24 protein-coding genes, 1 tRNA gene and 2 pseudogenes are annotated in these 26171 nt (G+C 54.8%); 15 read left to right on the forward strand and 12 right to left on the reverse strand.

The features are described 5' to 3' along the window. Positions 1-522 precede the first annotated feature (522 nt). The 6 genes from H8S59_RS05950 to cyoE all read left to right on the forward strand — a co-directional run bounded on the left by H8S59_RS05950 (position 523) and on the right by cyoE (position 6351). Entirely contained in the window at positions 523-1047 is a 525-nt protein-coding gene (locus H8S59_RS05950; protein ID WP_187520813.1) for a disulfide bond formation protein B, read from the forward strand. Between the two features lie 453 nt (positions 1048-1500). Further along, positions 1501-2469, forward strand: a complete 969-nt coding sequence (gene cyoA, locus H8S59_RS05955; protein WP_095094469.1) for a ubiquinol oxidase subunit II — start codon at positions 1501-1503, stop codon at positions 2467-2469. A gap of 3 nt (positions 2470-2472) precedes the next feature. Next, positions 2473-4491 carry a cytochrome o ubiquinol oxidase subunit I gene (gene cyoB, locus H8S59_RS05960; RefSeq protein ID WP_095094231.1) on the forward strand — a complete coding sequence of 673 codons (2019 nt, stop codon included), beginning with the start codon at positions 2473-2475 and terminating at the stop codon, positions 4489-4491. 2 nt (positions 4492-4493) lie between these two features. After that, positions 4494-5117: a cytochrome o ubiquinol oxidase subunit III gene (locus H8S59_RS05965; protein ID WP_087264611.1), complete on the forward strand. Its 624-nt coding sequence runs from the start codon at positions 4494-4496 to the stop codon at positions 5115-5117. Further along, positions 5118-5453: a cytochrome o ubiquinol oxidase subunit IV gene (gene cyoD, locus H8S59_RS05970; RefSeq protein WP_187520814.1), complete on the forward strand. Its 336-nt coding sequence runs from the start codon at positions 5118-5120 to the stop codon at positions 5451-5453. A 10-nt stretch (positions 5454-5463) separates the two neighbouring features. Beyond that, complete coding sequence (cyoE, locus tag H8S59_RS05975) at positions 5464-6351, forward strand: heme o synthase (protein ID WP_027901026.1); 888 nt, start codon at positions 5464-5466, stop codon at positions 6349-6351. A gap of 81 nt (positions 6352-6432) precedes the next feature. On the opposite strand, the gene H8S59_RS05980 is transcribed toward cyoE, so the two are convergent. Together H8S59_RS05980 and H8S59_RS05985 are read right to left on the reverse strand one after the other, a co-directional pair. Continuing rightward, a complete protein-coding gene (locus tag H8S59_RS05980) occupies positions 6433-7938 on the reverse strand; it encodes a hypothetical protein (RefSeq protein ID WP_187520815.1) in 1506 nt (501 codons plus the stop codon). A gap of 201 nt (positions 7939-8139) precedes the next feature. Continuing rightward, a complete protein-coding gene (locus H8S59_RS05985; protein ID WP_095094236.1) occupies positions 8140-8565 on the reverse strand; it encodes a VOC family protein in 426 nt (141 codons plus the stop codon). 125 nt (positions 8566-8690) lie between these two features. On the opposite strand from H8S59_RS05985, the gene H8S59_RS05990 reads away from it, so the two are divergent. Then, a complete protein-coding gene (locus H8S59_RS05990; RefSeq protein ID WP_095094238.1) occupies positions 8691-9575 on the forward strand; it encodes a LysR family transcriptional regulator in 885 nt (294 codons plus the stop codon). Between the two features lie 108 nt (positions 9576-9683). Continuing rightward, positions 9684-10703 (forward strand): branched-chain amino acid aminotransferase, encoded by a 1020-nt coding sequence (locus H8S59_RS05995; RefSeq protein WP_187520816.1) that lies wholly within the window; start codon positions 9684-9686, stop codon positions 10701-10703. 90 nt (positions 10704-10793) lie between these two features. On the opposite strand, the gene H8S59_RS06000 is transcribed toward H8S59_RS05995, so the two are convergent. From H8S59_RS06000 to H8S59_RS06010, 3 genes are all read right to left on the reverse strand, one after another. Further along, positions 10794-11771 carry an ATPase gene (locus H8S59_RS06000; RefSeq protein WP_187520817.1) on the reverse strand — a complete coding sequence of 326 codons (978 nt, stop codon included), beginning with the start codon at positions 11769-11771 and terminating at the stop codon, positions 10794-10796. 165 nt (positions 11772-11936) lie between these two features. Further along, positions 11937-12725 (reverse strand): transporter substrate-binding domain-containing protein, encoded by a 789-nt coding sequence (locus tag H8S59_RS06005; RefSeq protein ID WP_187520818.1) that lies wholly within the window; start codon positions 12723-12725, stop codon positions 11937-11939. 172 nt (positions 12726-12897) lie between these two features. Beyond that, positions 12898-13686: a transporter substrate-binding domain-containing protein gene (locus H8S59_RS06010; protein ID WP_095094244.1), complete on the reverse strand. Its 789-nt coding sequence runs from the start codon at positions 13684-13686 to the stop codon at positions 12898-12900. Between the two features lie 405 nt (positions 13687-14091). Between H8S59_RS06010 and H8S59_RS06015 the strand changes: the two genes are divergently transcribed. Further along, complete coding sequence (locus tag H8S59_RS06015; protein ID WP_246475102.1) at positions 14092-14784, forward strand: YitT family protein; 693 nt, start codon at positions 14092-14094, stop codon at positions 14782-14784. Between the two features lie 118 nt (positions 14785-14902). Here H8S59_RS06015 and H8S59_RS06020 read toward each other — a convergent pair whose 3' ends face one another. Continuing rightward, positions 14903-15133, reverse strand: a complete 231-nt coding sequence (locus H8S59_RS06020; RefSeq protein WP_141230139.1) for a hypothetical protein — start codon at positions 15131-15133, stop codon at positions 14903-14905. Positions 15134-15182: 49 nt separating this feature from the next. Further along, positions 15183-16067 carry a manganese catalase family protein gene (locus tag H8S59_RS06025; RefSeq protein WP_187520819.1) on the reverse strand — a complete coding sequence of 295 codons (885 nt, stop codon included), beginning with the start codon at positions 16065-16067 and terminating at the stop codon, positions 15183-15185. Positions 16068-16871: 804 nt separating this feature from the next. Between H8S59_RS06025 and H8S59_RS06030 the strand changes: the two genes are divergently transcribed. From H8S59_RS06030 to H8S59_RS06045, 5 genes and pseudogenes are all read left to right on the forward strand, one after another. After that, positions 16872-17396, forward strand: coding sequence for a BRO-N domain-containing protein (locus H8S59_RS06030; protein ID WP_187520820.1), 525 nt, complete (start codon positions 16872-16874; stop codon positions 17394-17396). A 381-nt stretch (positions 17397-17777) separates the two neighbouring features. After that, positions 17778-18464 (forward strand): annotated as a pseudogene (locus H8S59_RS27230) (PAS domain-containing protein); the annotation flags it as partial. A 105-nt stretch (positions 18465-18569) separates the two neighbouring features. After that, positions 18570-19004, forward strand: a pseudogene (locus tag H8S59_RS27235) (methyl-accepting chemotaxis protein); the annotation flags it as partial. An 876-nt stretch (positions 19005-19880) separates the two neighbouring features. After that, entirely contained in the window at positions 19881-21368 is a 1488-nt protein-coding gene (locus H8S59_RS06040; protein WP_187520822.1) for a SulP family inorganic anion transporter, read from the forward strand. Positions 21369-21636: 268 nt separating this feature from the next. Next, a complete protein-coding gene (locus H8S59_RS06045; RefSeq protein WP_246475103.1) occupies positions 21637-22581 on the forward strand; it encodes a T6SS immunity protein Tli4 family protein in 945 nt (314 codons plus the stop codon). An 82-nt stretch (positions 22582-22663) separates the two neighbouring features. On the opposite strand, the gene H8S59_RS06050 is transcribed toward H8S59_RS06045, so the two are convergent. The 5 genes from H8S59_RS06050 to H8S59_RS06070 all read right to left on the reverse strand — a co-directional run bounded on the left by H8S59_RS06050 (position 22664) and on the right by H8S59_RS06070 (position 24990). Then, entirely contained in the window at positions 22664-23137 is a 474-nt protein-coding gene (locus tag H8S59_RS06050; protein ID WP_187520823.1) for a hypothetical protein, read from the reverse strand. A gap of 107 nt (positions 23138-23244) precedes the next feature. Further along, entirely contained in the window at positions 23245-23580 is a 336-nt protein-coding gene (locus H8S59_RS06055) for a hypothetical protein (protein WP_187520824.1), read from the reverse strand. 267 nt (positions 23581-23847) lie between these two features. Then, positions 23848-24192 (reverse strand): hypothetical protein, encoded by a 345-nt coding sequence (locus H8S59_RS06060; protein WP_187520825.1) that lies wholly within the window; start codon positions 24190-24192, stop codon positions 23848-23850. Positions 24193-24668: 476 nt separating this feature from the next. Further along, positions 24669-24881 carry a hypothetical protein gene (locus H8S59_RS06065; protein ID WP_187520826.1) on the reverse strand — a complete coding sequence of 71 codons (213 nt, stop codon included), beginning with the start codon at positions 24879-24881 and terminating at the stop codon, positions 24669-24671. A gap of 24 nt (positions 24882-24905) precedes the next feature. Then, positions 24906-24990 (reverse strand) — tRNA-Leu (locus H8S59_RS06070). A 108-nt stretch (positions 24991-25098) separates the two neighbouring features. On the opposite strand from H8S59_RS06070, the gene queA reads away from it, so the two are divergent. Continuing rightward, the gene (gene queA, locus H8S59_RS06075) at positions 25099-26163 is read left to right on the forward strand and encodes a tRNA preQ1(34) S-adenosylmethionine ribosyltransferase-isomerase QueA (protein WP_187520827.1); all 1065 of its coding nucleotides are present in this window, start codon (positions 25099-25101) and stop codon (positions 26161-26163) included. The last annotated feature ends 8 nt before the right edge of the window (positions 26164-26171 follow it).

Consider the following 26171-nt stretch of genomic DNA (forward strand, 5'->3'; position numbering starts at 1 on the left):
CGTACTGCCTGACCTGCCGCAATCGCAGCCTTCGGCAGCTCCTACTGGGGTGGCCCGATGCTACCTGCTGCGACAAATAGTCGCATCCTTCTATATATAGAAGGATGCGGTTTCTCCCGATTTGGTCCTTGAATGGAGATCCGTTTTCTGTAGGGGCTGCCGAAGGCTGGGATAGCGTACTGCCTGACACACCGCTATCGCAGCCTACGGTAGCTCCTACAGGGATGGCCCGATGCTACCTGCTGCGACAAATAGCCGCATCCTTCTATATATAGAAGGATATGGTTCGTCCTGCGCAATGCAGTTACTCATGCACTGAACGGGTGCAGCCAACACCATCGGGCGGCCAAATATGCCCATATGGCGGGTACAGGCTTGAGTTGTCCTGCAGGGACCACGATTATCGCGAGCGATCAGGGCGTTGTGCCTTTACAATCCGGTGTCTGCCCTTTGGGTGCTGGTTTCAAGTCCTGCGGCATTGATCGAACGGTCCGAATGGACACCCTTTCGAAAGGTAAGTGAATGAGCGACAACATGTTGTACCTAAAACGCGAGAAGCGCTTTCTGGTTCTGCTGGGTGTTATCTGCCTGGCGCTGATCGGCGGGGCGCTGTACATGCAGATCGTATTGGGCGAGGCGCCTTGCCCGCTGTGTATCCTGCAACGCTATGCGCTCCTGTTCATCGCCATCTTCGCCTTCATCGGCGCGGCCATGCCGGGCCGCCGTAGCATCACGGCAATGGAAACGCTGGTAGTGCTGAGCGCAATAGGCGGGATTATTGCGGCGGGCCGCCATGTCTACATCCTTTCGCATCCCACCGAGAGTTGTGGCATCGACGTCCTGCAACCGATTGTCGACGGCCTGCCACTGGCCTCGATGTTCCCGATCGGATTCCAGGTCAGCGGGTTCTGCACGACCCCTTATCCGCCAGTCCTCGGATTGTCCCTCGCGCAGTGGGCTCTGGTGGCGTTCGTTTTGACCGTCGTACTGGTGCCGATCGGCATCATTCGTAACCGTCGGAAATACCGCGGGCTACAGGGCCTGTAAGGAAAAAATGCCCCTTCGGAAAGGGGCATTTTTTGTGAAAAATTCGTGAGCTGTTTGCCGACTTTTACAGATCCTGATACAAACTGTTGCTAAAAAAAACATAGTCATTAAATTTCTAGATATCTACAATCCCCGCACTTGCCGCGTTGGCTTACCTGGCGCTGAGCATTTTCGAGGTCAAAAAGCGCCTTTTGCGCAGGCTGTGCCGTAGTGCCAGTCGGACTCTGAAGTACCATGAATGCCCGCACCAAAGGGAGTTGGCCCGTATTCCGGGCGTGATGCCACGCATTCAAACAAGAAATTAAAGATAAATATGGATTTGTCGTTACGCTATGCAAGCGTCGTGACAGGCTTTGTTCAATCCAAAAAATATGCCAACACAGGCAGGTTTCGGTGTTGGCGGTCGAAAACCAATTGCACCCGCAAGCTGCTTTTGCTTTTAGAGGTCGTGAGATGAGTAAAAAAAGGTACCCCAGGTTTTTTGGCTTCTTGGCCCTTTTCAGCATGCTTTTGCTCAGTGGTTGCGAGGGCGTGCCTCTGCTCGATCCTAAAGGGCAAATAGGGCTCGACCAGCGCAACCTGATTATCACCGCAACGCTGTTGATGTTGATCGTGGTGATTCCTGTCATTTTCCTGACAATCATCTTCGCCTGGAAATATCGTGCCACCAACAAGGGTGCCACTTACACGCCTGAATGGTCGCACTCCACCAAGATCGAGGCCGCAGTCTGGGGCATTCCGCTGGTCCTGTTGGTGTTTCTGGGCTACATCACTTACAAGTCTACCCACGCATTGGACCCGTATCGTCCAATCGAGTCCGATGTGCCGCCGATTACCATCGAGGTGGTTTCGCTGGACTGGAAGTGGGTGTTCATCTACCCGGAACAAGGCATCGCAACGGTCAACAAGATCGTTTTCCCAGCCAATACGCCGGTCAACTTCAAGATTACCTCTGATTCGGTAATGAACTCGTTCTTCATTCCGGGTCTGGGCGGCCAGGTTTATGCCATGGCTGGCATGCTGACCAAGCTACACTTGATCTCTAACGAAAATCACGAATACGACGGTATCTCCGCCAACTACAGCGGCGCAGGTTTTACCGGCATGAAGTTCAAGGCAATTGCAACGTCCAAGGCTGATTTCGACGCCTGGGTCGCCGAAGTCAAGAGTTCACCTAAAAAGCTTGAGACGTCTGAATACGCTGCATTGCTCAAGCCGAGCGAGCGTAACCCGGTCGAACTCTTCTCCTCGGTCACTCCGAACCTGTTCAATGCCATCATCGATAAATATGAAGGCATGAAACCAGGCAAGGTGAACCCTCACGAGCAGGAAGGTACTGCTCGCGAGTCGGACGCCAATGTGGGTGAGAAGGTGATGGACATGGGTAAGGGTAAGCATTCAGCTGCTGGGGCAGAGGAGTAAACGATGTTTGGTAAATTAAGTCTGGACGCGATCCCGTATCACGAGCCAATTGTCATGATCACCCTCGCGATGATCGCGCTGGGTGGCATTGCGTTGGTCGCGGCGATCAGCTACTTCAAGAAGTGGACCTACTTGTGGAGTGAATGGCTGACGTCAGTCGACCACAAGAAAATCGGTGTCATGTACATCATCGTTGCCATGGTCATGCTGTTGCGCGGTTTCGCCGACGCCGTGATGATGCGTACCCAGCTGGCTTTGGCCCAGAATGGTGCCGAAGGCTATCTGCCGCCTGAGCACTATGACCAGATCTTCACCGCTCACGGTGTGATCATGATCATCTTCATGGCGATGCCATTCTTCACCGGCCTGATGAACATCGTCGTGCCGTTGCAGATCGGTGCCCGTGACGTTGCCTTCCCGTTCCTGAACTCCCTGAGCTTCTGGCTCCTGGTGTCCGGCGTACTGTTGGTCAACATCTCCCTGGGTGTCGGCGAGTTCGCCAAAACCGGTTGGGTTGCTTACCCTCCATTGTCCGGGCTTGCTTACAGTCCTGGAGTGGGGGTCGACTACTACATCTGGGCGCTACAGCTATCCGGACTCGGGACGACGTTAACGGGGGTCAACTTCCTTGTCACCGTGCTGAAAATGCGCGCGCCTGGCATGAAGTTGATGGAGATGCCGATCTTCACCTGGACCTGCACCTTCGCTAACATCCTGATCGTTGCTTCGTTCCCGATCCTGACCGCCACACTGGCCGCCCTGACTCTGGACCGTTACCTGGACTTCCACATTTTCACGAACGAGTTGGGTGGTAACCCAATGATGTACGTGAACCTGTTCTGGGCCTGGGGTCACCCTGAAGTGTACATTCTGGTATTGCCTGCCTTCGGTGTGTTCTCCGAAGTCATCTCTACCTTTACCGGCAAGCGCCTGTTCGGCCACAAGTCCATGATCTACGCCAGCGGCGGTATCACCGTCCTCGGCTTCATGGTCTGGCTGCACCACTTCTTCACCATGGGTTCTGGCGCTAGCGTCAACGCCTTCTTCGGTCTGGCAACGATGCTGATTGCGCTGCCGACGGGTGTGAAGCTGTTCAACTGGCTGTTCACCATTTACCAGGGCCGTCTGCGCTTCACCGCGCCAGTGCTCTGGACCCTGGGCTTCATGATCACCTTCTCGATCGGCGGTATGACCGGCGTTCTGTTGGCGATCCCGGGTGCTGACTTCGTGCTGCACAACAGCCTGTTCGTAATCGCTCACTTCCACAACGTCATCATCGGCGGTGCGGTATTCGGTTACATCGCTGGCTTCGCGTTCTGGTTCCCTAAAGCGTTCGGCTTCAAGCTGAACGAGAAGTGGGGCAAGGCTGCGTTCTACTTCTGGTTCGTCGGTTTCTTCGTCGCGTTCATGCCGCTGTACTTCCTGGGCTTCCTGGGTATGACTCGTCGTCTGAACGCTACTGATAACCCGGCCTGGAACCTGTACCTGGACATCGCCTGGTTCGGTGCAATGCTGATTGCCGTTGGTATCGCATGCCAGCTGATCCAGATCTTCGTAAGTATCCGTGACCGCAACAAGCCAGAGAATCTTGATCTGACTGGCGACCCATGGAATGGCCACACGCTGGAATGGTCGACGTCTTCGCCGCCACCGTTCTACAACTTCGCTGAACTGCCTAAAGCCGACGAGCTGGATGCATTCACCGCGGCCAAGCGTGACGGCACGGCTTACAAAGTACCTGCTCACTATTCGGCGATTCACATGCCGAACAACACTGCGACTGGCCTGGTAATGGGTCTGCTGTTGACAGTGTTCGGTTTTGCCATGATCTGGCACATCTGGTGGTTGGCTATCGCCAGCCTGGCGGCGACCGTCGTGTCGTTCGTCATCCACGCTGCACGTGACGATCAAGGCTATATGGTGCCCGCTGAAGAAGTGGCGCGTATCGAAGGTGAGCAGCACAAGGTCCTCGTGGCTCAGGGTGCATACACGCCTGGCAAATCCACACTGGAACAGGTTTAAACATGTCGAACTTAGTATTGAATCCAGGAGATGCCCACGGTCACGACGACCATGGGCATGATCACCACGATGCGGGGCCAATGACCGTCTACGGTTTCTGGCTCTACCTGATGACCGACTGCGTGTTGTTCGCATCCTTCTTCGCGATCTACGCGGTGTTGGTAAACAACGTTGCAGGCGGTCCTTCGGGACACGACATTTTCGAACTGCCATTCGTGGCCGTCGAAACCGCGTTCCTGTTGTTCAGTAGTATTACCTACGGCTTCGCGATGCTGGCCGTTCACAAGGGCAAGCAGAGTCAGGTCCTGGGCTGGTTGGCCCTGACCTTCCTGTTCGGTGCTGGCTTCATCGCGATGGAAATCTACGAATTCCATCACCTGATCGTCGAAGGCTACGGCCCTAGCCGCAGCGGCTTCCTGTCTGGCTTCTTCGCACTGGTAGGCCTGCACGGTCTGCACGTGACCAGCGGCCTGATCTGGATGGGCATCATGATGTATCAGGTCAAGACTCGTGGCCTGACGTCGACCAACGCTACCCGTCTGAGCTGCCTGAGCCTGTTCTGGCACTTCCTGGACGTGGTGTGGATTTGCGTCTTCACCGTTGTTTATCTGATGGGGACTTTGTAAATGGCTAACGCACACGCGCATACTTCTGCTGACGACCATAGCCATGGTGTGAAGGACTATGTGATTGGCTTCGTGCTGTCCGTGATCCTCACCGCGATTCCGTTCGGCGTTGTGATGTACCCGGTCATGTCCAAGTCAGCGACTCTGATCACGATTCTGTTGTTCGCTGTGGTGCAGGTTCTGGTTCACCTGCGCTACTTCTTGCACCTTGATCGTTCTGTGGCTCAGCGTAATAACGTGTTCGCCTTCGCGTTCACTACGATGGTCATCGTGCTGCTGGTCGGCCTCTCGTTGTGGATCATGTTCAGCATCCACACCGTCATGATGGCTAAATGAGGTAACCCTGATGTCCCTTAAGCACTTTATCCAAATCACCAAGCCGGGGATCATTTTCGGTAACGTGCTTTCGGTGGCAGGTGGCTTTTTTCTGGCCTCCAAAGGGCAAATTGACTTCGGCATGTTCCTGGCCGCAGTCATAGGCACCTCATTGGTCGTGGCATCCGGTTGTGTATTCAACAACTGCATCGATCGTGACATTGACCAGAAGATGGAGCGCACCAAGAACCGTGTGCTGGTACAAGGCCTGGTCTCTCTGAGACTGGCCTTGCTCTACGCGACGATTCTCGGTGTCGGCGGGGTCGGTTTGCTGTACACCAAGACCAACCCGCTCGCAGCGATGCTCGCAGTGATCGGCTTCGTGATTTACGTCGGCTTCTACAGCCTGTATTTCAAACGCAAGTCGGTACACGGCACACTGATCGGTAGCTTGTCGGGGGCCATGCCTCCGGTAATCGGTTACTGCGCAGTGAGCAACAGCTTCGACTTTGCGGCATTGACCCTGCTGGTGATGTTCAGCCTCTGGCAGATGCCGCATTCCTATGCCATCGCGATTTTCCGTTTCAATGACTACCTGGCTGCGAAGATTCCGGTTCTACCGGTTGAGCGCGGTATCAAGGTCGCCAAGCGGCATATCCTGCTCTACATCCTGGCGTTCCTGGTGACCACCTTGATGTTGACCTTCGGCGGTTACGCCGGACTCAACTATCTGGCGGTTGCAGCGGGCATGGGCATGTACTGGCTGTATATGGCCTGGAAAGGCTACAAGGCAGTCGATGACACTGTCTGGGCCCGCAAGCTGTTCGTGTTCTCCATCTTCACCATCAGCGCTTTGAGCTTCATGATGTCGGTGGACTTTCAGGTAACCAAAGATCTGCTGGTGACTTACGCCTTCTGATCCACAGTTAGTCTGAAAACAGAAAACCCCGTTGCTCGTTTGAGCAGCGGGGTTTTTTATTTCTGGCGTTTCACCTCTCACTCAATTCTCAAACCAAAACTCATACTTTCCCGTTGGCTGCTCCAGCGCATAAGCCTGCATCACCTCCCTGAGCGTTCGCGCCGATGGCTCATCGGTCGCGTAAAACGCAACGTGGTTGAACGCAGTAGCGATCTTGGGGATGTGCATCTGCAGTTCGCCGACCTTGATCCAGTTGTCCGGCCGCTCGGGGAACCACTCTTCGTAAACGAATGCATAGTGGACGTTCTTGCGATCCATCAAATCCTTGATCCATTGCGGACCGCTTTCGGATTTGCGCAGCTTCAGCGCTTCAAGGTTGCCAAGGCCCCAAAGGTCCAGCACGTATTGCCTGGAGTTCAGCGCCACCAGCCCAAGGTCGTTGACGGCAACCGGCGCGTTGAGCCGCTGGGCGATCTGTGACATTGGATATTGCTGGTTATAGACCGCTGCTGACGCCAGCGGTGTGCTCAGAGTGGTGTACACCAGTTGCGCGAACGCCAGTGGCAGCAGGCCGAAGATGGTCGCAGTAGTGCGCGCCTTGAGATGGGTCAGGCACAGGTGCAGGAAAAACACCCCGAGGAATGTCAGCCAATAGATCTCATAGCGTCCGAACCAGCCATTCTTGCCAAACAGCGTGTGCAGCGCGGTGACTGTAATCAGCAGCATGACCAGCAGTTTGCGGTTCGGCATGAAGGCACACATGACCAGCATTGCGAGAATGATCCAGCCATACTTTTCAAACTGGCCAATGGCATTCATGACGATGGACGACAGCCCGGTCGTGTCCGATTTGGCGATGACCGAGGAGGGCAGGTAGCCAACGCCCAAGCGCGCCAGAAACAGAGAGAACAGCGCCACGGCGCTCACCAGTGCCGCCCCCCAGACCAGCGGCCTCAGACGCTCACCCTTGCACAGCAAATAGAGCAACACCGGAAGAGATACCGCCAGCCCTTCGTAACGCACCAATGGCAATAGCAGGATGGCCAGATAGACGCCATTGCTCGTGACCTGTTCGCCATAAAACTCTTTTTGCAGCACGCCCACTGCAATCAACGCCACCAGATAAATCTGCAGGCAGTGTTCCATGCCGTTGAAAATCAACCCGTAGAAGTTGGTCGCGAGAAACCAGCCGCCCAGAATGAAAAACCGATGGGCGAAGCTTGCGTCCGGCAGCAGTCGGTTGAAAAGCGAGCAGGTCAGAAAAGAGAAGCCGATGTTCAGGAGCAGCGGCACCCACAGCATCAAGCCGCCGAGCGGGGTAAACGGCGCCAGTAGAAATGGCCAGAGGATGCTCGACGACGGAGCGGAGTATTCGCCGGGGTTTATGCCGTAATGACCGCTGAAGATGCGCCTGGCCAGATCGATATGGATATACGGATCGTCCAGGGTATACATCAGCGTGCCGCCGTTAATGACCAGTACGGCCAGCAACAGCAGCGTCACCGGGAGACAAAACAGCAACAGCATCAGGCGGCGATCATGGGTTTTTGCGATAGAGCAGCTTGCTGCGTTGATGCCTGTATCCATGGCGATCTGCTCATCAAAGAAGGCGAAGGAGTCCTGTTTGTCTTACACAGGCTCAGCCTAACCCAGCGCCACTTGATGTCAAATTAACGGCCTCAATCGCGTCCTGTTCGATGAGGTGTTTATCACGCGTCAAAATAACAACTTGAGGTATGACGAGGCTGCTGGTACGCGTGCGACCGACAGCCAGCGTCATCAATCCGGTTACTTGGCGAACAGCTGACCGATGTCCTTGAAGGCCTTGAACTCCAGCGCGTTGCCGCACGGGTCGAAGAAGAACATGGTGGCTTGCTCACCGACTTCGCCTTTGAAGCGCACGTAAGGTTCGATCACAAACTTGATGCTCTGCGAACGCAGGCGCTCGGCCAGGATCTCCCAGTCTTCCCAGCTCAACACCACGCCAAAATGCGGTACGGGCACGTCGTGGCCGTCCACGACGTTAGTGCCTGCCGATTCTTGCGAGGCAGTTTTCGGGTGCTCGTGAATCACCAGTTGATGACCATAGAAATCGTAATCGACCCAATGATCGCTGGAGCGGCCTTCGGTAAAGCCGAAAATATGAGTGTAGAAATGGCGGGCGGCGGCCAGGTCGTGGACGGGAATAGCGAGATGGAAAGGGGCAAGGCTCACGGTGGTCATCCTTTTTTTATGAAGCAAAGGTTTGAGAAGATGATTTATTGTAGATAAGAATAAATTTATACAAAGCGGATATATTGACTGCTCAGCTCAAATAAAATCGATCAATCGGACGGCCAATGCTGCGTGAATTAAAGACCTTTATTGCCGTGGCCCGCTATGGCACCTTCGCCGCCGCGGGCATGCATATCGGGTTGACGCAGTCAGCCGTCAGCTCGCAGATCAAGAATCTCGAACAGGCACTGGGCGTGCGTTTGTTTGACCGCACCGGGCGTCAGGCGATTCTCAATGCCGCCGGTGTTCGCGCACTGCCCCTGGCGCAGGAAATGTTCGAGCTGTTCAACCGCATGTCGACGCCGGTGAACCCGGACGAGTACCGCGGCGAGATGAAGATCGGTGCGATTGCCAGCGCGCAAACCGGGTTCATGCCCCAGGCGCTGTTAAGGCTGAGACGTCGCGCACCGGCCGTGGAGGCCAAACTGGTGCCCGGCGTGTCGCTCAACCTGCTAAGTCAACTGGACGCGGGTGAGCTGGACGTGGCCATCCTGATCAAACCGCCTTTCGAATTACCTAAAGAGCTGCATGTTCAGGTACTGGAAACCGAACCCTTTGTGTTGATTGTGCCGCTGGATGTCGATGAGTCCGATCCACTCAAACTGTTGGCCGGGCAGCCGCATGTGCGCTATGACCGCGCTTCGTTCGGTGGACGTCAGGTCACCCGGTTTTTGCGTGAGCAGCAGATCGAGGTGCATGTCGCACTGGAACTGGACGAGCTGGACGCCATCGTCAAGTTCGTCGAAAGCGGCCTGGGTATTTCTCTGATACCTCAGGCCGGACTCTGGCTGGAGCGCGACGCCAGAGTGCGAGTCATCAGCCTGGGTGATCTGACGTTTCATCGCGAAGTGGTGTTGATGATGCGCCGCAGCCAGCGCGATCTGCCGCTGCACAAGCTGTTTACCGATTGCCTGGCGCCTGACGCCGCTGGAGAGACTTCATCTGATTGAAGGTGTATCAAGGTTTATGCGTATTTCAGGCCGCAAGCCGCGGATGATCTGGCAGAATAAGGTCATGGCCTGATTCGTCCAGGCAGCCGCTAAATGAAAGAGGGCGTTATGAGTCACGACAGCATCAATTGGGACACTCTGGGTTTCGACTACATCAAAACTGATATGCGCTACCTCTCTCACTGGCGCGATGGCGCATGGGACGAAGGCACGCTGACCGAAGACAACGTGCTGCACATCAGCGAAGGCTCCACCGCGCTGCACTACGGCCAGCAGTGTTTCGAAGGCCTCAAGGCTTATCGTTGCAAGGACGGCTCGATCAACCTGTTCCGCCCAGACCAGAACGCCCTGCGTATGCAGCGCAGCTGTGGCCGTCTGTTGATGCCGCAAGTGCCGACTGAGGTATTCATCGAGGCCTGCAAAAAAGTCGTTGCGGCCAACGAACGTTTCATCCCGCCTTACGGTTCTGGTGGCGCGCTGTACCTGCGTCCGTTCGTGATCGGCGTGGGTGACAACATCGGCGTGCGTACTGCGCCCGAGTTCATTTTCTCGATCTTCTGCATTCCGGTCGGCGCCTACTTCAAAGGTGGCCTGAAGCCGAACAACTTCGTCATTTCCGGCTACGACCGCGCAGCGCCACAAGGCACAGGCGCAGCCAAGGTCGGCGGTAACTACGCCGCCAGCCTGATGCCAGGTTCCGAGGCCAAGAAGCTGAGCTTTGCTGATGCTATCTACCTGGATCCGCAAACCCATACCAAGATTGAAGAAGTCGGTTCGGCCAACTTTTTTGCGATCACTCACGACGATGTGTTCGTGACGCCCAAGTCGCCTTCTGTGCTGCCGGGTATCACCCGTCTGTCGCTGATCGAACTGGCGCAGAGCCGTCTGGGCCTGAAAGTGGTTGAAGGTGACGTGTTCATCGACAAGATCGCTGACTTCAAAGAAGCCGGGGCCTGTGGCACCGCTGCGGTGATCACGCCAATCGGCGGGATTTCGTACAAGGACAAGCTGCACGTGTTCTACAGCGAAACCGAAGTCGGCCCTGTGACCCGCAAGCTCTACGCTGAGCTGACCGGCGTACAGTCCGGCGACGTTGAAGCGCCAGCAGGCTGGATCGTCAAGGTTTGATGTAAACCTGTAGGAGCTGCCGAAGGCTGCGAACGAGGCTGTGTCAGACAGACCGCTTTCGCAGCCTTCGGCAGCTCCTACAGATCTCCGTTATTTCGTGGAATCTGTCTCCTTCGCCGGCCCCAATACAATCACCAGGTGCCGCAAGTCTTCCACACTCAAACCGATGCTCTTGCCCGACGGGCTCTCGCTCACTTCACCCAGCGCATACACCGTAAAGAACTTCACCTCTTCGGCATGGCTCAGCAGTTCGCTGATGTATCGGCTGGAGCGGTAAGCTTTCATCTGCGCAGGCGACACATACAGCGTCACCAGTTTGCCCTCAAGCCGGTCGAAGAACTTGAACTTGAACCCCAGTCCGTAGCGCTCTACCAGACCGCCGCCGTACAGCACCCGACCGTTATCGCCCAACTTCGCGTACTTGATATGCCGGAAGTAGGAGCGCAGCGTCAGTTCGCCCTGGCCAGGCACCTTCAGGGTCAGCAGCTTGAAGTCATCGGCGGATAACTGCGCTTTAGCCTGGCGATAGCTGTCGACCAGACGTTCAAGGTTGTTGGTGCGGGTTTCGCTGTCGCGAGGAGGCTTTGCTGCTGGAGGCTTAACGGAAATAGGTTCATCCGCTGCCTCTACGGCAACAGCAGCAGGTTTGGCTTCTTTGGTTTTTGCTGCGCCCGGCGTCTTGATGGCTGGATCAAAGACATCGATATAGTCATCCAGCTTGCGCTTGGCTTTGCGGATGCGCGTCTGTGGTTCGGTTTCTTCGCTATCAGCGGGCTGCTGGTTTTCTTCAGCCTGCTCATCGATCCACTCACAATCGGCATGATGATTGGAGTGCGGGTTAGCGCGAAAGTGAGCAGACACAAACGTCGGATTGTCCTGCGGCTTCACGTCGTAACGCACGCCCGTAATCTTCGCCCCGAGTCTGCGACAGGGCTCGGTCGAACAGAGAAACTCAAAGCGCTGCCGAGGTTCTTCCTGAGAAAAGTATTCCCGTCGCGCAGCGCTGATCGACAACTCCTCCTGGAGCTCGACACAGAACGCACGGGTGATGGTTTTGTTGGTTTTCATCTGGCAGGCCCGACAGGTCAGAAGCACGTCGTAGTGTCTTTGACATAACTGTGTCCTGCAATAGACACCAAACCGGTAGGAGCCAACTTGTTGGCGAGGCAGAGTGTCTGATATACCGCGTCAAGCCTCTCGCGAACAAGTTCGCTCCTACCGGTTTTTCGGGTTTTACTGCCCCGGCACTGCCAGCCAGTTACCCACTGCCTTCTGATACGCGCCAGTGGCCTTGCTCAGATGCAGCCACTGATCGACATAGCCCTTCCAGGCCATGTCGCCGCGAGGCAGCAGATAGGCTTTCTCACCGTATTGCAGAGACTGGGTCGGGTTGATCGCACACAAACCCGGCAGGCGTTTCTGTTGGTAGAGCGCTTCTGACGCTTCGGTAATCATCACATCAGCTTTTTTATCCAGCAGCTCCTGGAAGATGGTTTTGTTGTCATGGAACGCTAACTGCGCATTGGGCAAGAAGGCACGGGCGAAGGCCTCGTTGGTGCCACCGGCGGGTTCGATCACGCGCACGGAAGGCTTGTTGATCTGCTCAATGGTTTGATACAGCGCCACATCCTCACAACGGGCCAGTGGAATCTTGCCGTCGACGTCCAGCGTGCTGCTGAAGAACACCTTCTTCTGGCGCTCCAGTGTCACCGAAATCCCGCCCACGGCGATGTCGCATTTCTCGGCGACCATGTCTGGCACCAGCGTCTTCCAGGTGCTCGGCACCCATTGCACCTTCACCCCAAGGCTTTGCGCCAATGAGCGGGCCAGCTCGATATCAATACCTTCGTACTCGCCGTCTTCGCGCAGGAAAGAATACGGTTTGTAATCACCGGTGGTGCACACCGCCAGTTGTCCCTCTTGCAACACCTTGTCCAGATGCGACGGCAGTTCCTGTGCCTGGGCAAAACCCGACAGCCCGAAAAGCAGGGCGGCGGTAGCGCTGTGTTTCATGTTTTTCATAGGAGGAGAAGCTCGAGGGTTGGAGTGATGCTGCGGACGAAGCAAGAACGGAGCCATGTCGCGCAAGCGCGCAACCACTCAAACCCTGTAGGAGCTGCCGAAGGCTGCGAAGCATTCATCCTGACATACCGCGATCGCAGCCTTCGGCAGCTCCTACAGATGAACGTTCTTCTTACTGCCCCGGCACCGCCAGCCAATGACTGACCACGGTCTGATACGTCCCGGTTGCCTTGCTCAGGTGGAGCCATTGATCGACATAGGCCTTCCAGGTGGTGTCGTCCCGTGGCAGCAGATAGGCCTTCTCGCCGTATTGCATGTAGCGCGTCGGGTTGATCGCACACAGCCCGGGCATGCGTTTCTGCTGATACAGCGCCTCGGACGAATCGGTAATCATCACATCGGCTTTCTTATCCAGCAGTTGCTGGAAAATCGTCTTGTTGTCGTGGAAGGCCAGTTGCGCCGCAGGCAGATGGGCGCGCACAAACGCTTCATTGGTGCCACCGGCTGGCTCGATCAGGCGCACGGAGGGCTTGTTGATCTGCTCGATGGTTTGATACAGCGCCTGATCCTCACAGCGGGTCAACGGGATCTTGCCGTCAACGTCCAGCGTGTTGCTGAAGAACGCCTTCTTCTGGCGTTCCAGAGTCACCGAAACGCCACCCATGGTCACGTCGCATTTACCGGCCAGCATGTCCGGCATCAGAGTTTTCCAGGTCGTAGGCACCCACTGAACCTTCACCCCAAGGCTTTGCGCCAGCGAACGGGCCATTTCAATGTCGATCCCTTCATATTCGCCATCCTCGCGCAGGAAGGTATAGGGCTTGTAATCCCCCGTGGTGCAGACAGCCAGCTCGCCTGACTGCAGAACCTTGTCTAGATGCGAGCCTGATTCCTGTGCCAGGGCGAGACTGGAGAAACCGAGCAACAGGGTAGTGGAGAGGTAAAGTTTCTTATTATTCATGGCTGGCAACACTCGAAAGTTAAGTCATAAGGCGGCCGTAATCCTGCCTGACAATGTTCAGCGATGCCATCGTTCGCGGTGCCGGGTAGGAGGTAACTTGTTGCCGAGAGTTTGCCGCGGTGGTCCTGCTCAGACGCCTCTCGCGAACAAGTTCGCTCCTACCGTGCGGCGCGATGCCGTGTTGGTCCTGCTCTGACGCCTCTCGCGAACAAGTTCGCTCCTACCGTGCGGCGTGATGTCGGGTAGGAGGTAACTTGTTGCCGAGAGGGTTTGACGCGGTGGTTCCTGTCTTGCGGTTCACGACGCACCAGCTCAGTGCAATCCGGCGCATAAACAGTGCATTTTCTGAAGATATGCGCATGTTGTACGCATATTTATCTATTTAACGCGCACATCGATCGTTAATTGGGTAATCTGTGCGCGCTTTGGCTGGCGCTGCTCAGCCTGCCAATCATTCATCCGTACATCTTCAAAGAGTTCGTCATGACCCAGATCGCCGCCACTCAAACCGTCAAGCATTCCGTTTTCGAAGACATATTTGCGATCGTCATTGGCACGTTGATGGTGTCCTTTGGGGTGATGATGCTGCGTCAGGTCGGCGGTGTGACTGGCAGCAGTGCCGGGATCGCCTTTCTGATCAGCTACGCGACCCACTTGTCATTCGGCGTGGCCTTTTTCCTGATCAACCTGCCGTTTTATTATCTGGCCATCCGCCGTATGGGCTGGGCTTTCACCATCAAGACCTTCTGCTCGGTAGCGCTGGTGTCGATCTTCTCCGAGCTGCACGCGCGGTTCATCCACATCGACCAATTGCAGCCAATCTACGCGGCGCTGTTCGGCAATATCATGATGGGCCTGGGGTTCATCGTTCTGTTCCGGCACAAGGCGAGCCTGGGCGGTATCAATATTCTTGCGCTGTACCTGCAAGACCGCATCGGTCTGCGCGCGGGCAAGTTGCAGATGGTAGTGGACGTACTCGTGGTGCTGGGCTCGCTGTACCTTGTCAGCCTGCCGATACTGCTGGCATCCATCGCCGGTGCCATCGTGCTCAACCTGATCATCGCAGTGAATCATCGGCCGCATCGCTATACCGCGTGATGCCCTTTCGGGAGGCAGAAAAAACAAGAGCAAGCCCTGGTGAGGGGCCTGCTCTTTTTTTTCGCGGTGTTTCACTGGTTGTTACTCTGGGGGTAGTTACTCTGGGTAGCTACTCTGGCTATTTATCTGACCGATAGCTGATTGCCGCATAACTACTGGTTGAATGCGACTGAAGTTCTCGGGTCAGTTGCCCAAGAGTTCGCAGACTCTTCAAGGTCTGGTTCACCTGAAAGCCACGTTTGAGAATTACTGCCTGCTGATCAAAACGTTTTAGCGTTGAGTCAAATACGGCGGGTGCAGCCTCAAGTGACTCCAGATCCTGTCGGTGCGAATGTCCAGTTAAAGCCATGGTTACCTCCTTTTCAGTTCGGGGTTTGCGTCAGCGTTTGTTCAAACGATCAAGCGTCTTTGCCTTGTACAAAACCTGAGCCCAGATCCGCTGCAGTGATCGGGTTGGACTCCGGATCGGACATGGTCCGGGTTTTCATATTCAGCAGTACGTCTTCATCTTCATCTGACAACACGACCGATGCGCTACCGTCGCCACCATCAACCGCAGGCTCTGGTGATTCAACGTATTCCCACTCTTCACCCTCATTCCATGGACCGCGCACATCAGGCCCGCCAGTGGACAAGTTGAAGTACACATTGGTGAACTCAGGCATGCCGGGCAACTTGCCTTGCGGGAAGTTAGGCTGGATGGAATGCAGCGCTTTTTCGAACGATTTCTGGTGAGCAATTTCCCGGGTCATCAGGAAGCCCAAGGCTTCTTTGACACCTGGATCGTCAGTCACATTCATCAGGCGCTCATAGACAATCTTGGCCCGTGCTTCAGCGGCGATGTTGGAACGGAAGTCTGCCGTCGGTTCGCCGATGGTATCGACATAAGCGGAAGTCCATGGCACGCCAGCCGAGTTGGTCAGTGGAGCACCGCCGCCATACAACAGGCTGGTGATGTGCGAATCGTTACCGGCGCCATTGATAGCCCGATAAAGCTCGCCTTCTTCTTGTACGCCTTCAGCCAATTGACCTTTGCCGCCACGGTTAAGCATGCAGATAATCGAGCCAATGATTTCCAGGTGGCTCAGCTCTTCGGTGGCGATGTCCATCAACAAGTCTTTACGGCCTGGATCTTCTTCAGCCAGGGCTTGAGTGAAGTAGCGCGCTGCTGCGGCCAATTCACCTTGAGCGCCACCAAATTGCTCCAGCAAAAGATTCGCCAAACCTGGGTTTGGTCTTGCCACGCGCACGGTGTATTGCAAACGTCGGTTATGTAAAAACATGGAATGATTCCTCAACTTTATCTTGGCCAAAACGGCTGTGTGGTCATCTTTGTGGCCACAGGAAAGAGAGCAATTGAAAAGAAGTACCGTTCCAGAAAGTTGACCAGCGGTATTAAAATTTTAGAACTTGCAAGTTGATAGACTCGACTGAGTGTTTATCGTCGTATAAATGCACTTTTTTGGATGGTTGGTCGTTGTTGAGTAGCTATTAGCCATGCTGTAAGTACTTACAAGGCACAGACTGAACCCAGTCGACGTGGGACCGGCTTTAGCCGGGAAGGCTGCGTTGCTGACGATGAAAATGTGTCGACTGTACTGGCCTATTCCCGGCTAAAGCCGGTCCCACGGCGATGAACGGGCGCAGGAACCTTGGTGGCGACGATAGATTTTGCATTTAGGCCATTTATCGAAGCCTACGCTAACGCCTACATATTGATTGGTTCTATTGCGGAAACTTCTTACGCCATTTGAAGTACTGTCTTATTGCTATATTTTTCTTTTAAAACCTTACCTTATAAGCACTTGCGAGGTGAAAAGCATGTAGCTAGTCTCCGCTCCGTTGCTTAAACAAGCGACCGGATTTGACGATCCGAATCCTCAGTAAAGTACATCTCTTAAGGAATGTTTCTGGCGTTCATCTACGCTTGAAACATACTTTATGGCGGTTGTGCGTCGGAGGCCTTCGGGTCTGCCGGTGTGTTTGTGCTTTGCTGAGACCGGTTCGTCAACCCTCGCACAACTGCCACCCTTTATCCCGTTCAGCGGGTAAAGGATGGCAAGCCATGACCGAACGGAGTTCAACGGATGCAAGCGCTTCAACCCCAGCCAACTCGCTCAACCGATTGTTTCGAACCGCTGCTGTTCGTCCGCCATCAGCGCATGCTTCGCGCGCTGATGCTCGAAGGGCAGGGCTGGTTCTGTCTGCAGGATCTCGCACGCCTCATGGGCAAAGCACTGGACCAACGTTCCACTTACAAACTCGACCCGGACCAGTACCGTAATGCCTGGCTGCTGGCCAGCGCTCAATGGAGCAAACAGATACTGATCAGCGAATCCGGTGCCTACGCCATGCTGGTTCACCACTATGTGCCGGAAAACCGTGCCTTGCGCCGCTGGCTGACCCACGAAGTCATGCCCCTCCTGCGTGAGGCTCCACACACCCAACAACCCAGCCTCAGCATGATGCAGTGGCCCGGCAAAAGTCTGTGTCTGCTGCAATGGGAAAACGAACAGTGGATCAAACTGCGCGACATGCCGGACGTGCTGCCCGCACCTCAAGTATGGGAAAAGCCATGGTGGCGCAAAGCTCTGGACATGACTCGTCAGTAACCCGACATACGTCCAGACGCTTGATGAAACCCGTATTCAACAGCCGTGATTAGCCCCGTTCAGCCCACAAAAAAAACAGCCACACTCGATCCAGTTTTCTTTTTTTATAGTTAATTCAGACTTATACAGCCAGCTATCGGCAAACGAGTTTATTTTGCTGGAAACCTCATTCTAGAGCCTCAAGTCTTCGCGCTGTCAGCCGTTATCAAACGTAGACATTTACGCGTAATCAATATCGATTGCTGCTTGCCTGCCTCTGATAAAAAACGTGTGCGGAGTTACTGCTTTATGATTTTCAACAAACGATTGAAGCAGGAGTTGTTAACGATAAGCGAAAAGCTTTCGTCCATGGAGCAGGTACGCGACAGTCTTGAAATTGAAATGCTGTCCATCAACCTTGATGAGCGCGGCAAGATCGAGTCGGTCAACCGCAAATTCGAACAGGAAATGGGCTACACCAGCAGCGAGCTGGTCGGCCGCTCGCTGCTGGAAATGGTGCCCAAATATGCTCAGAGCACTGACCACTTTTCGCGCATGAGCAAAGCGATTCAGCAAGGCAAGCATTGGGCTGGGGCGCTGCAGATTTTCCGTGGTGACCAGAGGGAAGCCTGGTTGCGGGTGATTGTTCAGCCGGTGATCAACAGCAGTGGCAAGGTCACGCAATTCTCTGTGTACGCCAGTGACCTGACGCGCACGATTGAGGCCTCCCGAGAGCATGAAAACCTGATCGAAGCGTTGCAGCGCTCCACCGCCGTGATTGAGTTCGATCTGGACGGTAACGTGCTCGCCGCCAACCAGCGCTTTCTGGATTCCATGGGCTACTCGCTGTCGCAAGTGGTCGGCAAGCACCACAGTATTTTCTGCGAAGCGCAGGAAGCCAACTCCCCGCAGTACCAGGTGTTCTGGGACAAGCTGCGCCGTGGCGAGTTTGTGGTCGATCGCTTCAAACGTATCGACAGCCGCGGCCATTCCGTCTGGCTGGAGGCGTCCTACAACCCGATCACAGATGCTCACCGTCGTCTCTACAAAGTTGTGAAATTCGCCACTGTCATCACCGAGCAAGTCGAGCGAGAGGAGGCTGTCTCCGAAGCTGCAAGAATTGCCTTCACGATTTCGAAGCACACCGACGAAACTGCGCGTAAAGGCAGCGTCGTGGTCAAGGAGACCGTCGAGGTCATGCGCGCCCTGGCTTCTCAAATGGAGCTGGCGGTAGATGGCATCGGCGCACTCGACAAGCAATCGCAAATCATCGGCTCGATCATCACCGCGATCAGCAGCATTGCCGATCAAACCAACCTGCTGGCCCTCAACGCTGCCATCGAAGCCGCCCGCGCCGGTGAGCAAGGTCGAGGCTTCGCCGTCGTCGCCGACGAAGTCCGCCAACTCGCGTCCCGCACCAGCAAAGCCACCGCCGAAATCGTCGACGTTGTGCAGAAAAACCAGGCACTCGCCGAGCAAGCAGTAGGCGTCATCGAGCACGGCAAAAAACAGGCTGAACAAGGCCTGGAACTGTCAGGTCAGGCGGGCAAAGTCATCATCGAAATTCAGGATGGGGCCCAGCAGGTTGTGAACGCAGTGGGGCAGTTTGCGAATCAGGTTTCGGGTTGATTGATCAGCCAGGCCTGGGTTAAACCGGGCTTGGTTTGTTGTCCAGGACCACCACGACGCTTGAGCTAAAATGCTTTCCCTGATTGCCCGCAATCCCGTAGGACCGGCTTTAGCCGGGAGTGGGCCGTGGCAATCACTAAGCGTTGTCATCAGAAATGATCGCCCGTATCAACCCCACGTCCTCTTCATCACGCCGACACCAGGCTTCCTCAACCCGGAGGAATAGTACCCAGCACACCCACGCCGATTGCTACCAATAAAAAAATGGCCATGTAGATCGTTAGCTTGCCCATAAGGCCTCCCGATATTGGGTGATGTAGCGAGTCCGGAGTTACGCTGAAAACTGCGCTATCAGTGGCCGGTTCCCGGCTGCTGAGGCCTTGATTATGGGGGGGAGGGTATTTTCAATACAGATTCAGATGGCGGAGAAAAATACGGATCAGATGAGGTGGGCAGTGGGCAGATGTCCCAGATCACCAAGGACTGCAATCTCCTGATCTGCCTTTCTTGGATTGTCCCGGTCATCCACTATGAAAAGCATATCGACAGGGTCTTCAGCTTTGTTCACCAGTAGTGCCCACGTCCGTCGGATGGACCAGCCCTCAAATTGAAACCCCCTTCCTTGATTCGCTATCATTGCGACGTCGCAATCCGACCACCAATGGAAAATACAGTGCTTCTTTCGAACTGGCTGCCTACGCCGCCTTAGCGCTTCGCCCCCCTCGCAATACCCTGACCGCCTTCTAGCTGCGGTTGCCTTCTGCTGCGCGTCTTTATTGGCCGTGGCAACACCACAACTCTACTGAAACAGACGCACCTGCCTTGCACAGCGCCGTCCGCGCTTTGCGTAGTGCTGCGTTTGCCATGGGTAAATCTATGTTTGAAAAAATCAAAGCCGACTGGCTATGTAACGTGCGAGCAGATGTGCTCGCGGGTCTCGTCGTTGCGTTGGCGCTCATTCCTGAGGCCATCGCTTTTTCCATCATTTCCGGCGTCGACCCCAAAGTGGGTCTGTACGCATCGTTCTGTATCTGTACCGTGATCGCCTTCGTGGGCGGTCGTCCCGCCATGATTTCTGCTGCGACAGGCGCCATGGCTTTGCTCATGGTGAACCTGGTCAAGGATCACGGTCTTCAATACTTGCTGGCCGCCACGTTGCTGTGCGGGTTGATCCAGATCCTCGCGGGTTTTCTAAAGCTGGGAGAGCTGATGCGCTTCGTATCGCGCTCCGTGGTCACCGGGTTCGTCAACGCGCTGGCCATCCTGATATTCATGGCTCAGTTGCCTGAACTGACTGACGTCACCTGGCCGGTGTACGCGATGACCGCTGGTGGTCTGGCGATCATCTATCTTTTCCCGCGCGTACCCTTGGTGGGGCGGCTGTTGCCCTCGCCACTGGTCTGCATCATCGTGTTGACGGCTATTGCGGTCTATCTCGGTCTTAACGTTCGCACCGTGGGAGATATGGGGGCTCTGCCCGACAGTCTGCCCATCTTCATGTGGCCTGAGGTGCCGCTGAACTTCGATACGTTGCTGATCATCCTGCCTTACTCAGCCGCACTGGCCGTTGTCGGACTGCTGGAATCCATGATGACGGCGACAATCGTCGATGACCTGACGGACACCACCAGCGACAAGAACCGCGAGTGCAAAGGGCAGGGCATTGCCAACGTCGCGACGGGACTTATCGGCGGCATGGCAGGCTGCGCGATGATTGGACAGTCCATGATCAACGTGAAGTCGGGCGGGCGGACGCGTTTGTCGACACTGAGCGCCGGTGTGTCATTGTTGATCATGATGCTGTTTTTGGGCGACTGGCTGGCCCGTATTCCCATGGCTGCTCTGGTAGCCGTGATGATTATGGTCTCGATCAGCACCTTCAGTTGGGCGTCCATCCGCAACCTCAAGCAATATCCGCTTTCGACCAACATCGTGATGGTCGTCACCGTCGTTGTGGTCGTCGCCACTCACAACCTGGCTTACGGTGTCATTGCCGGGACGCTCCTGGCTGCAATGTTCTTTGCCAACAAGATTGCCTACTTTCTGGACGTCACTTCACGGCGTGATCCGCAACATAGTCACCGTACGTACTACGTGACCGGGCAAGTGTTCTTCGGCTCTGCAGATCGCTTCACCAACGCTTTCGATCTCAAGGAAACACTGGAAACATTGACCATCGACTTACGTGACGCGCACTTCTGGGATATTACGTCGGTGGCCGCTCTGGACAAGGTGGTGCTGAAACTGCGCAAGACTGGCGCCGTGGTCGATGTCATCGGCATGAATCGGGCGACGGCCACGTTAGTGGATCGCTTCGGTGTGCACGACAAGCCGGATGGGGTTGATACGCTGATGGGGCATTAATGCCGGGTGAGGGCTGCGTTGATCGGTTTCGAACTGCTGGAGGAACTGTCTCGTGCTCTCGCGCTTGGGTTCATCGGGTTCGCGAAGCAAGCGCGACTCTTTGTGTGATTGAAACCGATCAAGCTTGCGTGACTGCTCATGGGGGATGTACGAGCTTGTCTGGCCGTCGAAAGGGTAGACTCCCACCGATACCTCCAAGCCATCCGCCAATATCAGAAAGTGACATGAGGGTGAAACATTGCACGCAGTGACCAGGTTTTTATTATGCATGCTCATGTTAGAGGGATTTAGCGCATCGAGCGCCTTGGCCAATACTAACGAGGCCAGCAAAAGCAATAGCCTCTGGAGCGCTCACTACTTTGGCAGGTTCGAAATTGCACTGCCTCGCGGATCGGACATCGCAGCGGATTATAAAATTTTTAACGAAAAAATAGAGTGGGTCAGCAATGACGGGAAGTCCCGGATAAATCAAGCTGTAGACCAAAAAACAGAAGACTTAAAAAAAGGCATAGCGGTTGGCACTTTCAGTGTTTACGAGAAAACGGTCCCTCTTGACAATGGAAGCGTATTGCTCGTTTCGCGACTTAACAAGTTTTATACCTTTAACGTATACCTGCTCACTGCCAAAAATACGCTTTACCACATGATGGCAGCAAACATATCTGAACAGGGCCTGGAGGGTGGCATCGAGAAAATGCGCCTGTTAAGTAATTCCATTTACTCCCGACCGCCACACCAGGCTCCTCCGCAGGGTGGTTTTGCAATAGAGGCGGGCTACACGACGCTTGGTAGCGAAAAGTTTTTGGAGTCTGTTTACATGGGCGCGCAAATTGCGGGACATCCAGGTACCTATATCAGCTTTCTCACGAAGGCAATTTTTACTCAGGAAGACAGCTTGATAGAGCGATTTGAAAAACGTCAGTACGACGTGTCGATAGGAGAGCTTGCTAATTCCGGCAGTATCAAGACCCTCAGGAAAAGGCCTCGCCTGGTAAACGGAATTCAGGCTGAGGAAGTTGCGGTTAGCGCCCGCGTAGATGGCAAACAGTTTTATGCTTTCCAGCTAGAGTACAAAGGCACAGTAGAGTCCAACACACGGCCTTATATTGCGCTTGAACTCGGTACGCACGAGAAAGGCAGCGATTTTAAATCCGATGAAGAAGCGTTGAGATTTTGGGATCGGGTAGTTAATAGCCTGAAACCGCTGCCTTGATGAGCGTTGGCTTTTATCGCTTTGCGACCCTGGAGGTGTTGTTCATTCCAATTTCGTGGTGGCCGACCTTGCTGAAACAAGCTCACCGACCGCTCGGCAAGGGCGGTCTCGTTTCGACTTGCTCAAGGCTTACGCGGTAGGTGGTGTAAGTGTCGCCGTCTTCCAGGTAAAGGTCGCTCTGGTAATTCGAGACTGCGCCTTTGAGTTTGATGTGCAGGCCGTTGGGGACACGTTGGATTATCACGTCTTTCAAGTCAGTGTCCGAGACCAGGAAGGGCGGGGTCTTGCCGAGGCGCACCTTCATCGCCTCATCATTCCTGCTGCCGCCGTTGTTGACGTAGAAACGCAGACTTTTAGGCTCATCTGAATCCCTGGCATCCTGAACGATATAGATCTGCTGTCCTGGAATGAAGTCTTGCTTCAGGACTATCTCAGAAGGAAATTCCGGTTTGTACAGGTATGTGTAGATGCAAGCGCCTACAAAACAGAGCATAAAGACGATCGTGAGATACTTTTTAACGCTGACTACAAGGGTTTGGCGGTCGGTCTTATTCATGATTTCAGCTGTAATCCAAGGCGAAGAGTACCAAGCCTCAATGAGTTTCTGATCAGCTCCGGCGATCCCTGCGTGCCAATGCTCAAACGCGAATGCAGCGAACCAGATTAATGGCCAGCTTTCAGCCTGTCCTGCTCCACCTTGCGCACGCCCTTGGCAAGCAACCAATAAAACACGATAAGCAAGGGTATGGGCTGAGCCGCTACTACCATCGCGCGTTTGATTTCTGACAGGCCATGTAGATCGTAATTCTCCAATACATTGGTCAGTACGATAATTGTCGCCAGCGACGAGAACATGTAGCACATACAGACAGCCATGACCCGAAAGAAGATTCGCCACGCCTGGGAGGGATGGTCGATATTCCTGGAGGCTCGTGAAAGCGTTGGATTCGGGACTACGACCACCAAGCCTATCATTCCAGCCACGAACTGGAACGTCACGACGCACACTAGCGGTGACATGAGGGATAACCCGTGCCGATTGATGATGAGGTAGACAAACGATTGGCCTATCCGTGAGTGTGGGTTGGAGATGCGATCAACGAATTCTTACTGACACTTCCTACGCGCTTCAGGTCTGCACCGGGAAGTTTTTTCGCGTGCAGTGTACGTGACAGTCATGCGTGTACACACCTTGCGGCGCTCGGTTTTCGTGGCTATTGCCAATGAAACAGTCGTCTGGAGTGCGTGAAACGTTAATAAGTCCGTTTAGGTTCTAAATGTGTCGTTGTCCCTGTAGTAATTGATCTCTTCGACAATCCATTTGCTGTCTTTTCCACTGACTGGGTTGTTGCTGGCTATGTGATTCAGCGAACCCACCAACATCCAACCTCTCAATTCTAGCCCTCTGACAGTCGAAGGCATCTCCATGTCTTCTTCATCCAGATATATTTCTTCATCTTCGAGGTTTTGGATGTGGTCCCACGGGATGTAGTAAAAGTCGGTATTTTCCGGATGGCTGCTCCAAGAGGCTATATTTGCATAAATCCACTCGCCCGGATCTAACAGAGAAAGGTTCTCAAATAATTCGTGTATTGATCTGTAGCTATGCATCACGCCTCCAAAGGTTTATCTGCAAGTAGAGCTGCCGTCTCTGGTTTTTTCTTCCCCCATTGCGTTTAGGATGGTAATCCAAATGTCTTTAATTATGGTCTGGTCTATCAGCCAATCAGTTCGAGGTGATACCAAGTTGCTTGCCTTCCTGGCCCTGTAGGTGCTTTTCTGGGAAATGCGCCACGTTTGCCATGTGATACTTTTTCAGCGATTCCCTAGAGCAGCGTGATCGAGCTCCAGACAGCACCTCTGCTTTACGTTGTTTGGTATCTAGTACCCTCTCAGAGCCATGGCGAATGCAAGGTCAGTTGAGTTTGCCTTGGTTCAACCGGCGTGCCGCGATCCATATCTCAAAGACTTGCGAAGGCCCAGCCGGTCGATGGTGCCCGGATCATGCTCATCAATCTTCGCGGCCGCCGACTCCCAGCGTGTGAAGCGGCTTTTATCGAATCGCTCAATGACTTGGCGCAATCGCGTCAGTTGAGCTGATCGAACATGCTCATGCCTTTGCTTGCGTCCGCTGGAATGGCGAGCATGCGCACCTGCAAGCCGTGGCGATGCGGTTTGAATTGTCGTGTATGTGGAGGGAGGGGAAGGGAGAATGAGATAAAGGTTGGGTAGTGGGTTGGTCGATATTCACCCACAAAAAAACCGGCGCAATGGCCGGTTTCTTTGTATTCAAGCTGCATTGAGCAGCAGCTTGAAGTGTGTCGTGGTGCCCCGAGGGAGAATCGAACTCCCACTTCTTTCGAAAACGGATTTTGAATCCGCCGCGTCTACCAATTCCGCCATCAGGGCTCAATGGCGGCGAAGTCTACAGACGGTATTACCGTTGGTCAATCACCTTTCATGGTCAATTTTGTCTCTTTCCGCTAAACTTCGCGGCCCTGCTAGACGAACTCGATCATGCGCGTTGCTGACTTTACTTTCGAACTCCCTGATTCCCTGATCGCTCGCCACCCTTTGGCCGAGCGCCGCAGCAGTCGTTTGTTGACCCTGGACGGGGTTACAGGCGCGCTGGGCCACGAACATTTTTCCGATTTGCTGGAGCATGTACGCCCCGGTGACTTGATGGTGTTCAACAATACCCGAGTGATTCCGGCGCGCTTGTTCGGCCAGAAGGCGTCCGGCGGCAAGCTGGAGATTCTGGTGGAGCGTGTGCTGGACACGCACAGCGTGCTGGCTCATGTGCGGTCGAGCAAGTCGCCGAAGCCGGGGTCGATGATTGTCATCGATGGAGGTGGCGAAGCCGAGATGGTCGTGCGTCACGACACGTTGTTCGAGCTGCGCTTTAACGAGCCGGTCTTGCCGTTGTTGGAGCGCGTCGGGCATATGCCGTTGCCTCCTTATATAGACAGGCCTGATGACAGCGCCGACCGCGAGCGTTATCAGACTGTCTATGCCCAGCGTGCCGGTGCGGTTGCTGCGCCGACAGCGGGTCTGCATTTCGATCAGCCATTGCTGGATGCCATGAAAGCCAAAGGCGTGGAGATGGCGTTTGTGACCCTGCACGTTGGCGCGGGTACGTTCCAGCCGGTGCGGGTCGAGAAGCTTGAAGACCACCACATGCACAGCGAATGGCTGGAAGTCGGCCAGGATGTGGTGGATGCCGTGGCGGCCTGTCGTGAGCGCGGTGGTCGAGTGATTGCTGTGGGCACGACCAGCGTGCGTTCGCTGGAAAGTGCCGCGCGCGACGGTGTGTTGAAGCCGTTCAGTGGCGACACCGATATCTTTATTTTTCCGGGGCGTCCCTTCCATGTGGTCGATGCCCTGGTGACCAACTTTCATTTGCCGGAATCCACGCTGTTGATGCTGGTTTCGGCATTCGCCGGTTATCCCGAGACCATGGCTGCCTACAAGGCGGCGGTGGAGAACGGTTACCGCTTCTTTAGTTACGGTGATGCGATGTTCATCACCCGCAATCCCGCGCCGACCGCTCCCAAGGCATCGGGCCCAGAGGATCACGCATGAGCCGCACC

The sequence above is a fragment of the Pseudomonas folii genome (assembly GCF_014357575.1).
Taxonomy (GTDB): Bacteria; Pseudomonadota; Gammaproteobacteria; order Pseudomonadales; family Pseudomonadaceae; genus Aquipseudomonas; species Aquipseudomonas folii.

Excerpts from the sequence above, each read along its gene's own strand:
- H8S59_RS05950 (WP_187520813.1), top strand. The coding sequence starts at position 523 with ATGAGCGACAACATGTTGTACCTAAAACGCGAGAAGCGCTTTCTGGTT.
- cyoA (WP_095094469.1), top strand. The coding sequence starts at position 1,501 with ATGAGTAAAAAAAGGTACCCCAGGTTTTTTGGCTTCTTGGCCCTTTTC.
- cyoB (WP_095094231.1), top strand. The coding sequence starts at position 2,473 with ATGTTTGGTAAATTAAGTCTGGACGCGATCCCGTATCACGAGCCAATT.
- H8S59_RS05965 (WP_087264611.1), top strand. The coding sequence starts at position 4,494 with ATGTCGAACTTAGTATTGAATCCAGGAGATGCCCACGGTCACGACGAC.
- cyoD (WP_187520814.1), top strand. The coding sequence starts at position 5,118 with ATGGCTAACGCACACGCGCATACTTCTGCTGACGACCATAGCCATGGT.
- cyoE (WP_027901026.1), top strand. The coding sequence starts at position 5,464 with ATGTCCCTTAAGCACTTTATCCAAATCACCAAGCCGGGGATCATTTTC.
- H8S59_RS05980 (WP_187520815.1), bottom strand. The coding sequence starts at position 7,938 with ATGGATACAGGCATCAACGCAGCAAGCTGCTCTATCGCAAAAACCCAT.
- H8S59_RS05990 (WP_095094238.1), top strand. The coding sequence starts at position 8,691 with ATGCTGCGTGAATTAAAGACCTTTATTGCCGTGGCCCGCTATGGCACC.
- H8S59_RS05995 (WP_187520816.1), top strand. The coding sequence starts at position 9,684 with ATGAGTCACGACAGCATCAATTGGGACACTCTGGGTTTCGACTACATC.
- H8S59_RS06000 (WP_187520817.1), bottom strand. The coding sequence starts at position 11,771 with ATGAAAACCAACAAAACCATCACCCGTGCGTTCTGTGTCGAGCTCCAG.
- H8S59_RS06005 (WP_187520818.1), bottom strand. The coding sequence starts at position 12,725 with ATGAAAAACATGAAACACAGCGCTACCGCCGCCCTGCTTTTCGGGCTG.
- H8S59_RS06010 (WP_095094244.1), bottom strand. The coding sequence starts at position 13,686 with ATGAATAATAAGAAACTTTACCTCTCCACTACCCTGTTGCTCGGTTTC.
- H8S59_RS06020 (WP_141230139.1), bottom strand. The coding sequence starts at position 15,133 with ATGGCTTTAACTGGACATTCGCACCGACAGGATCTGGAGTCACTTGAG.
- H8S59_RS06025 (WP_187520819.1), bottom strand. The coding sequence starts at position 16,067 with ATGTTTTTACATAACCGACGTTTGCAATACACCGTGCGCGTGGCAAGA.
- H8S59_RS06030 (WP_187520820.1), top strand. The coding sequence starts at position 16,872 with ATGCAAGCGCTTCAACCCCAGCCAACTCGCTCAACCGATTGTTTCGAA.
- H8S59_RS06040 (WP_187520822.1), top strand. The coding sequence starts at position 19,881 with ATGTTTGAAAAAATCAAAGCCGACTGGCTATGTAACGTGCGAGCAGAT.
- H8S59_RS06045 (WP_246475103.1), top strand. The coding sequence starts at position 21,637 with ATGCTCATGTTAGAGGGATTTAGCGCATCGAGCGCCTTGGCCAATACT.
- H8S59_RS06050 (WP_187520823.1), bottom strand. The coding sequence starts at position 23,137 with ATGAATAAGACCGACCGCCAAACCCTTGTAGTCAGCGTTAAAAAGTAT.
- H8S59_RS06060 (WP_187520825.1), bottom strand. The coding sequence starts at position 24,192 with ATGCATAGCTACAGATCAATACACGAATTATTTGAGAACCTTTCTCTG.
- H8S59_RS06065 (WP_187520826.1), bottom strand. The coding sequence starts at position 24,881 with ATGCAGCTTGAATACAAAGAAACCGGCCATTGCGCCGGTTTTTTTGTG.
- queA (WP_187520827.1), top strand. The coding sequence starts at position 25,099 with ATGCGCGTTGCTGACTTTACTTTCGAACTCCCTGATTCCCTGATCGCT.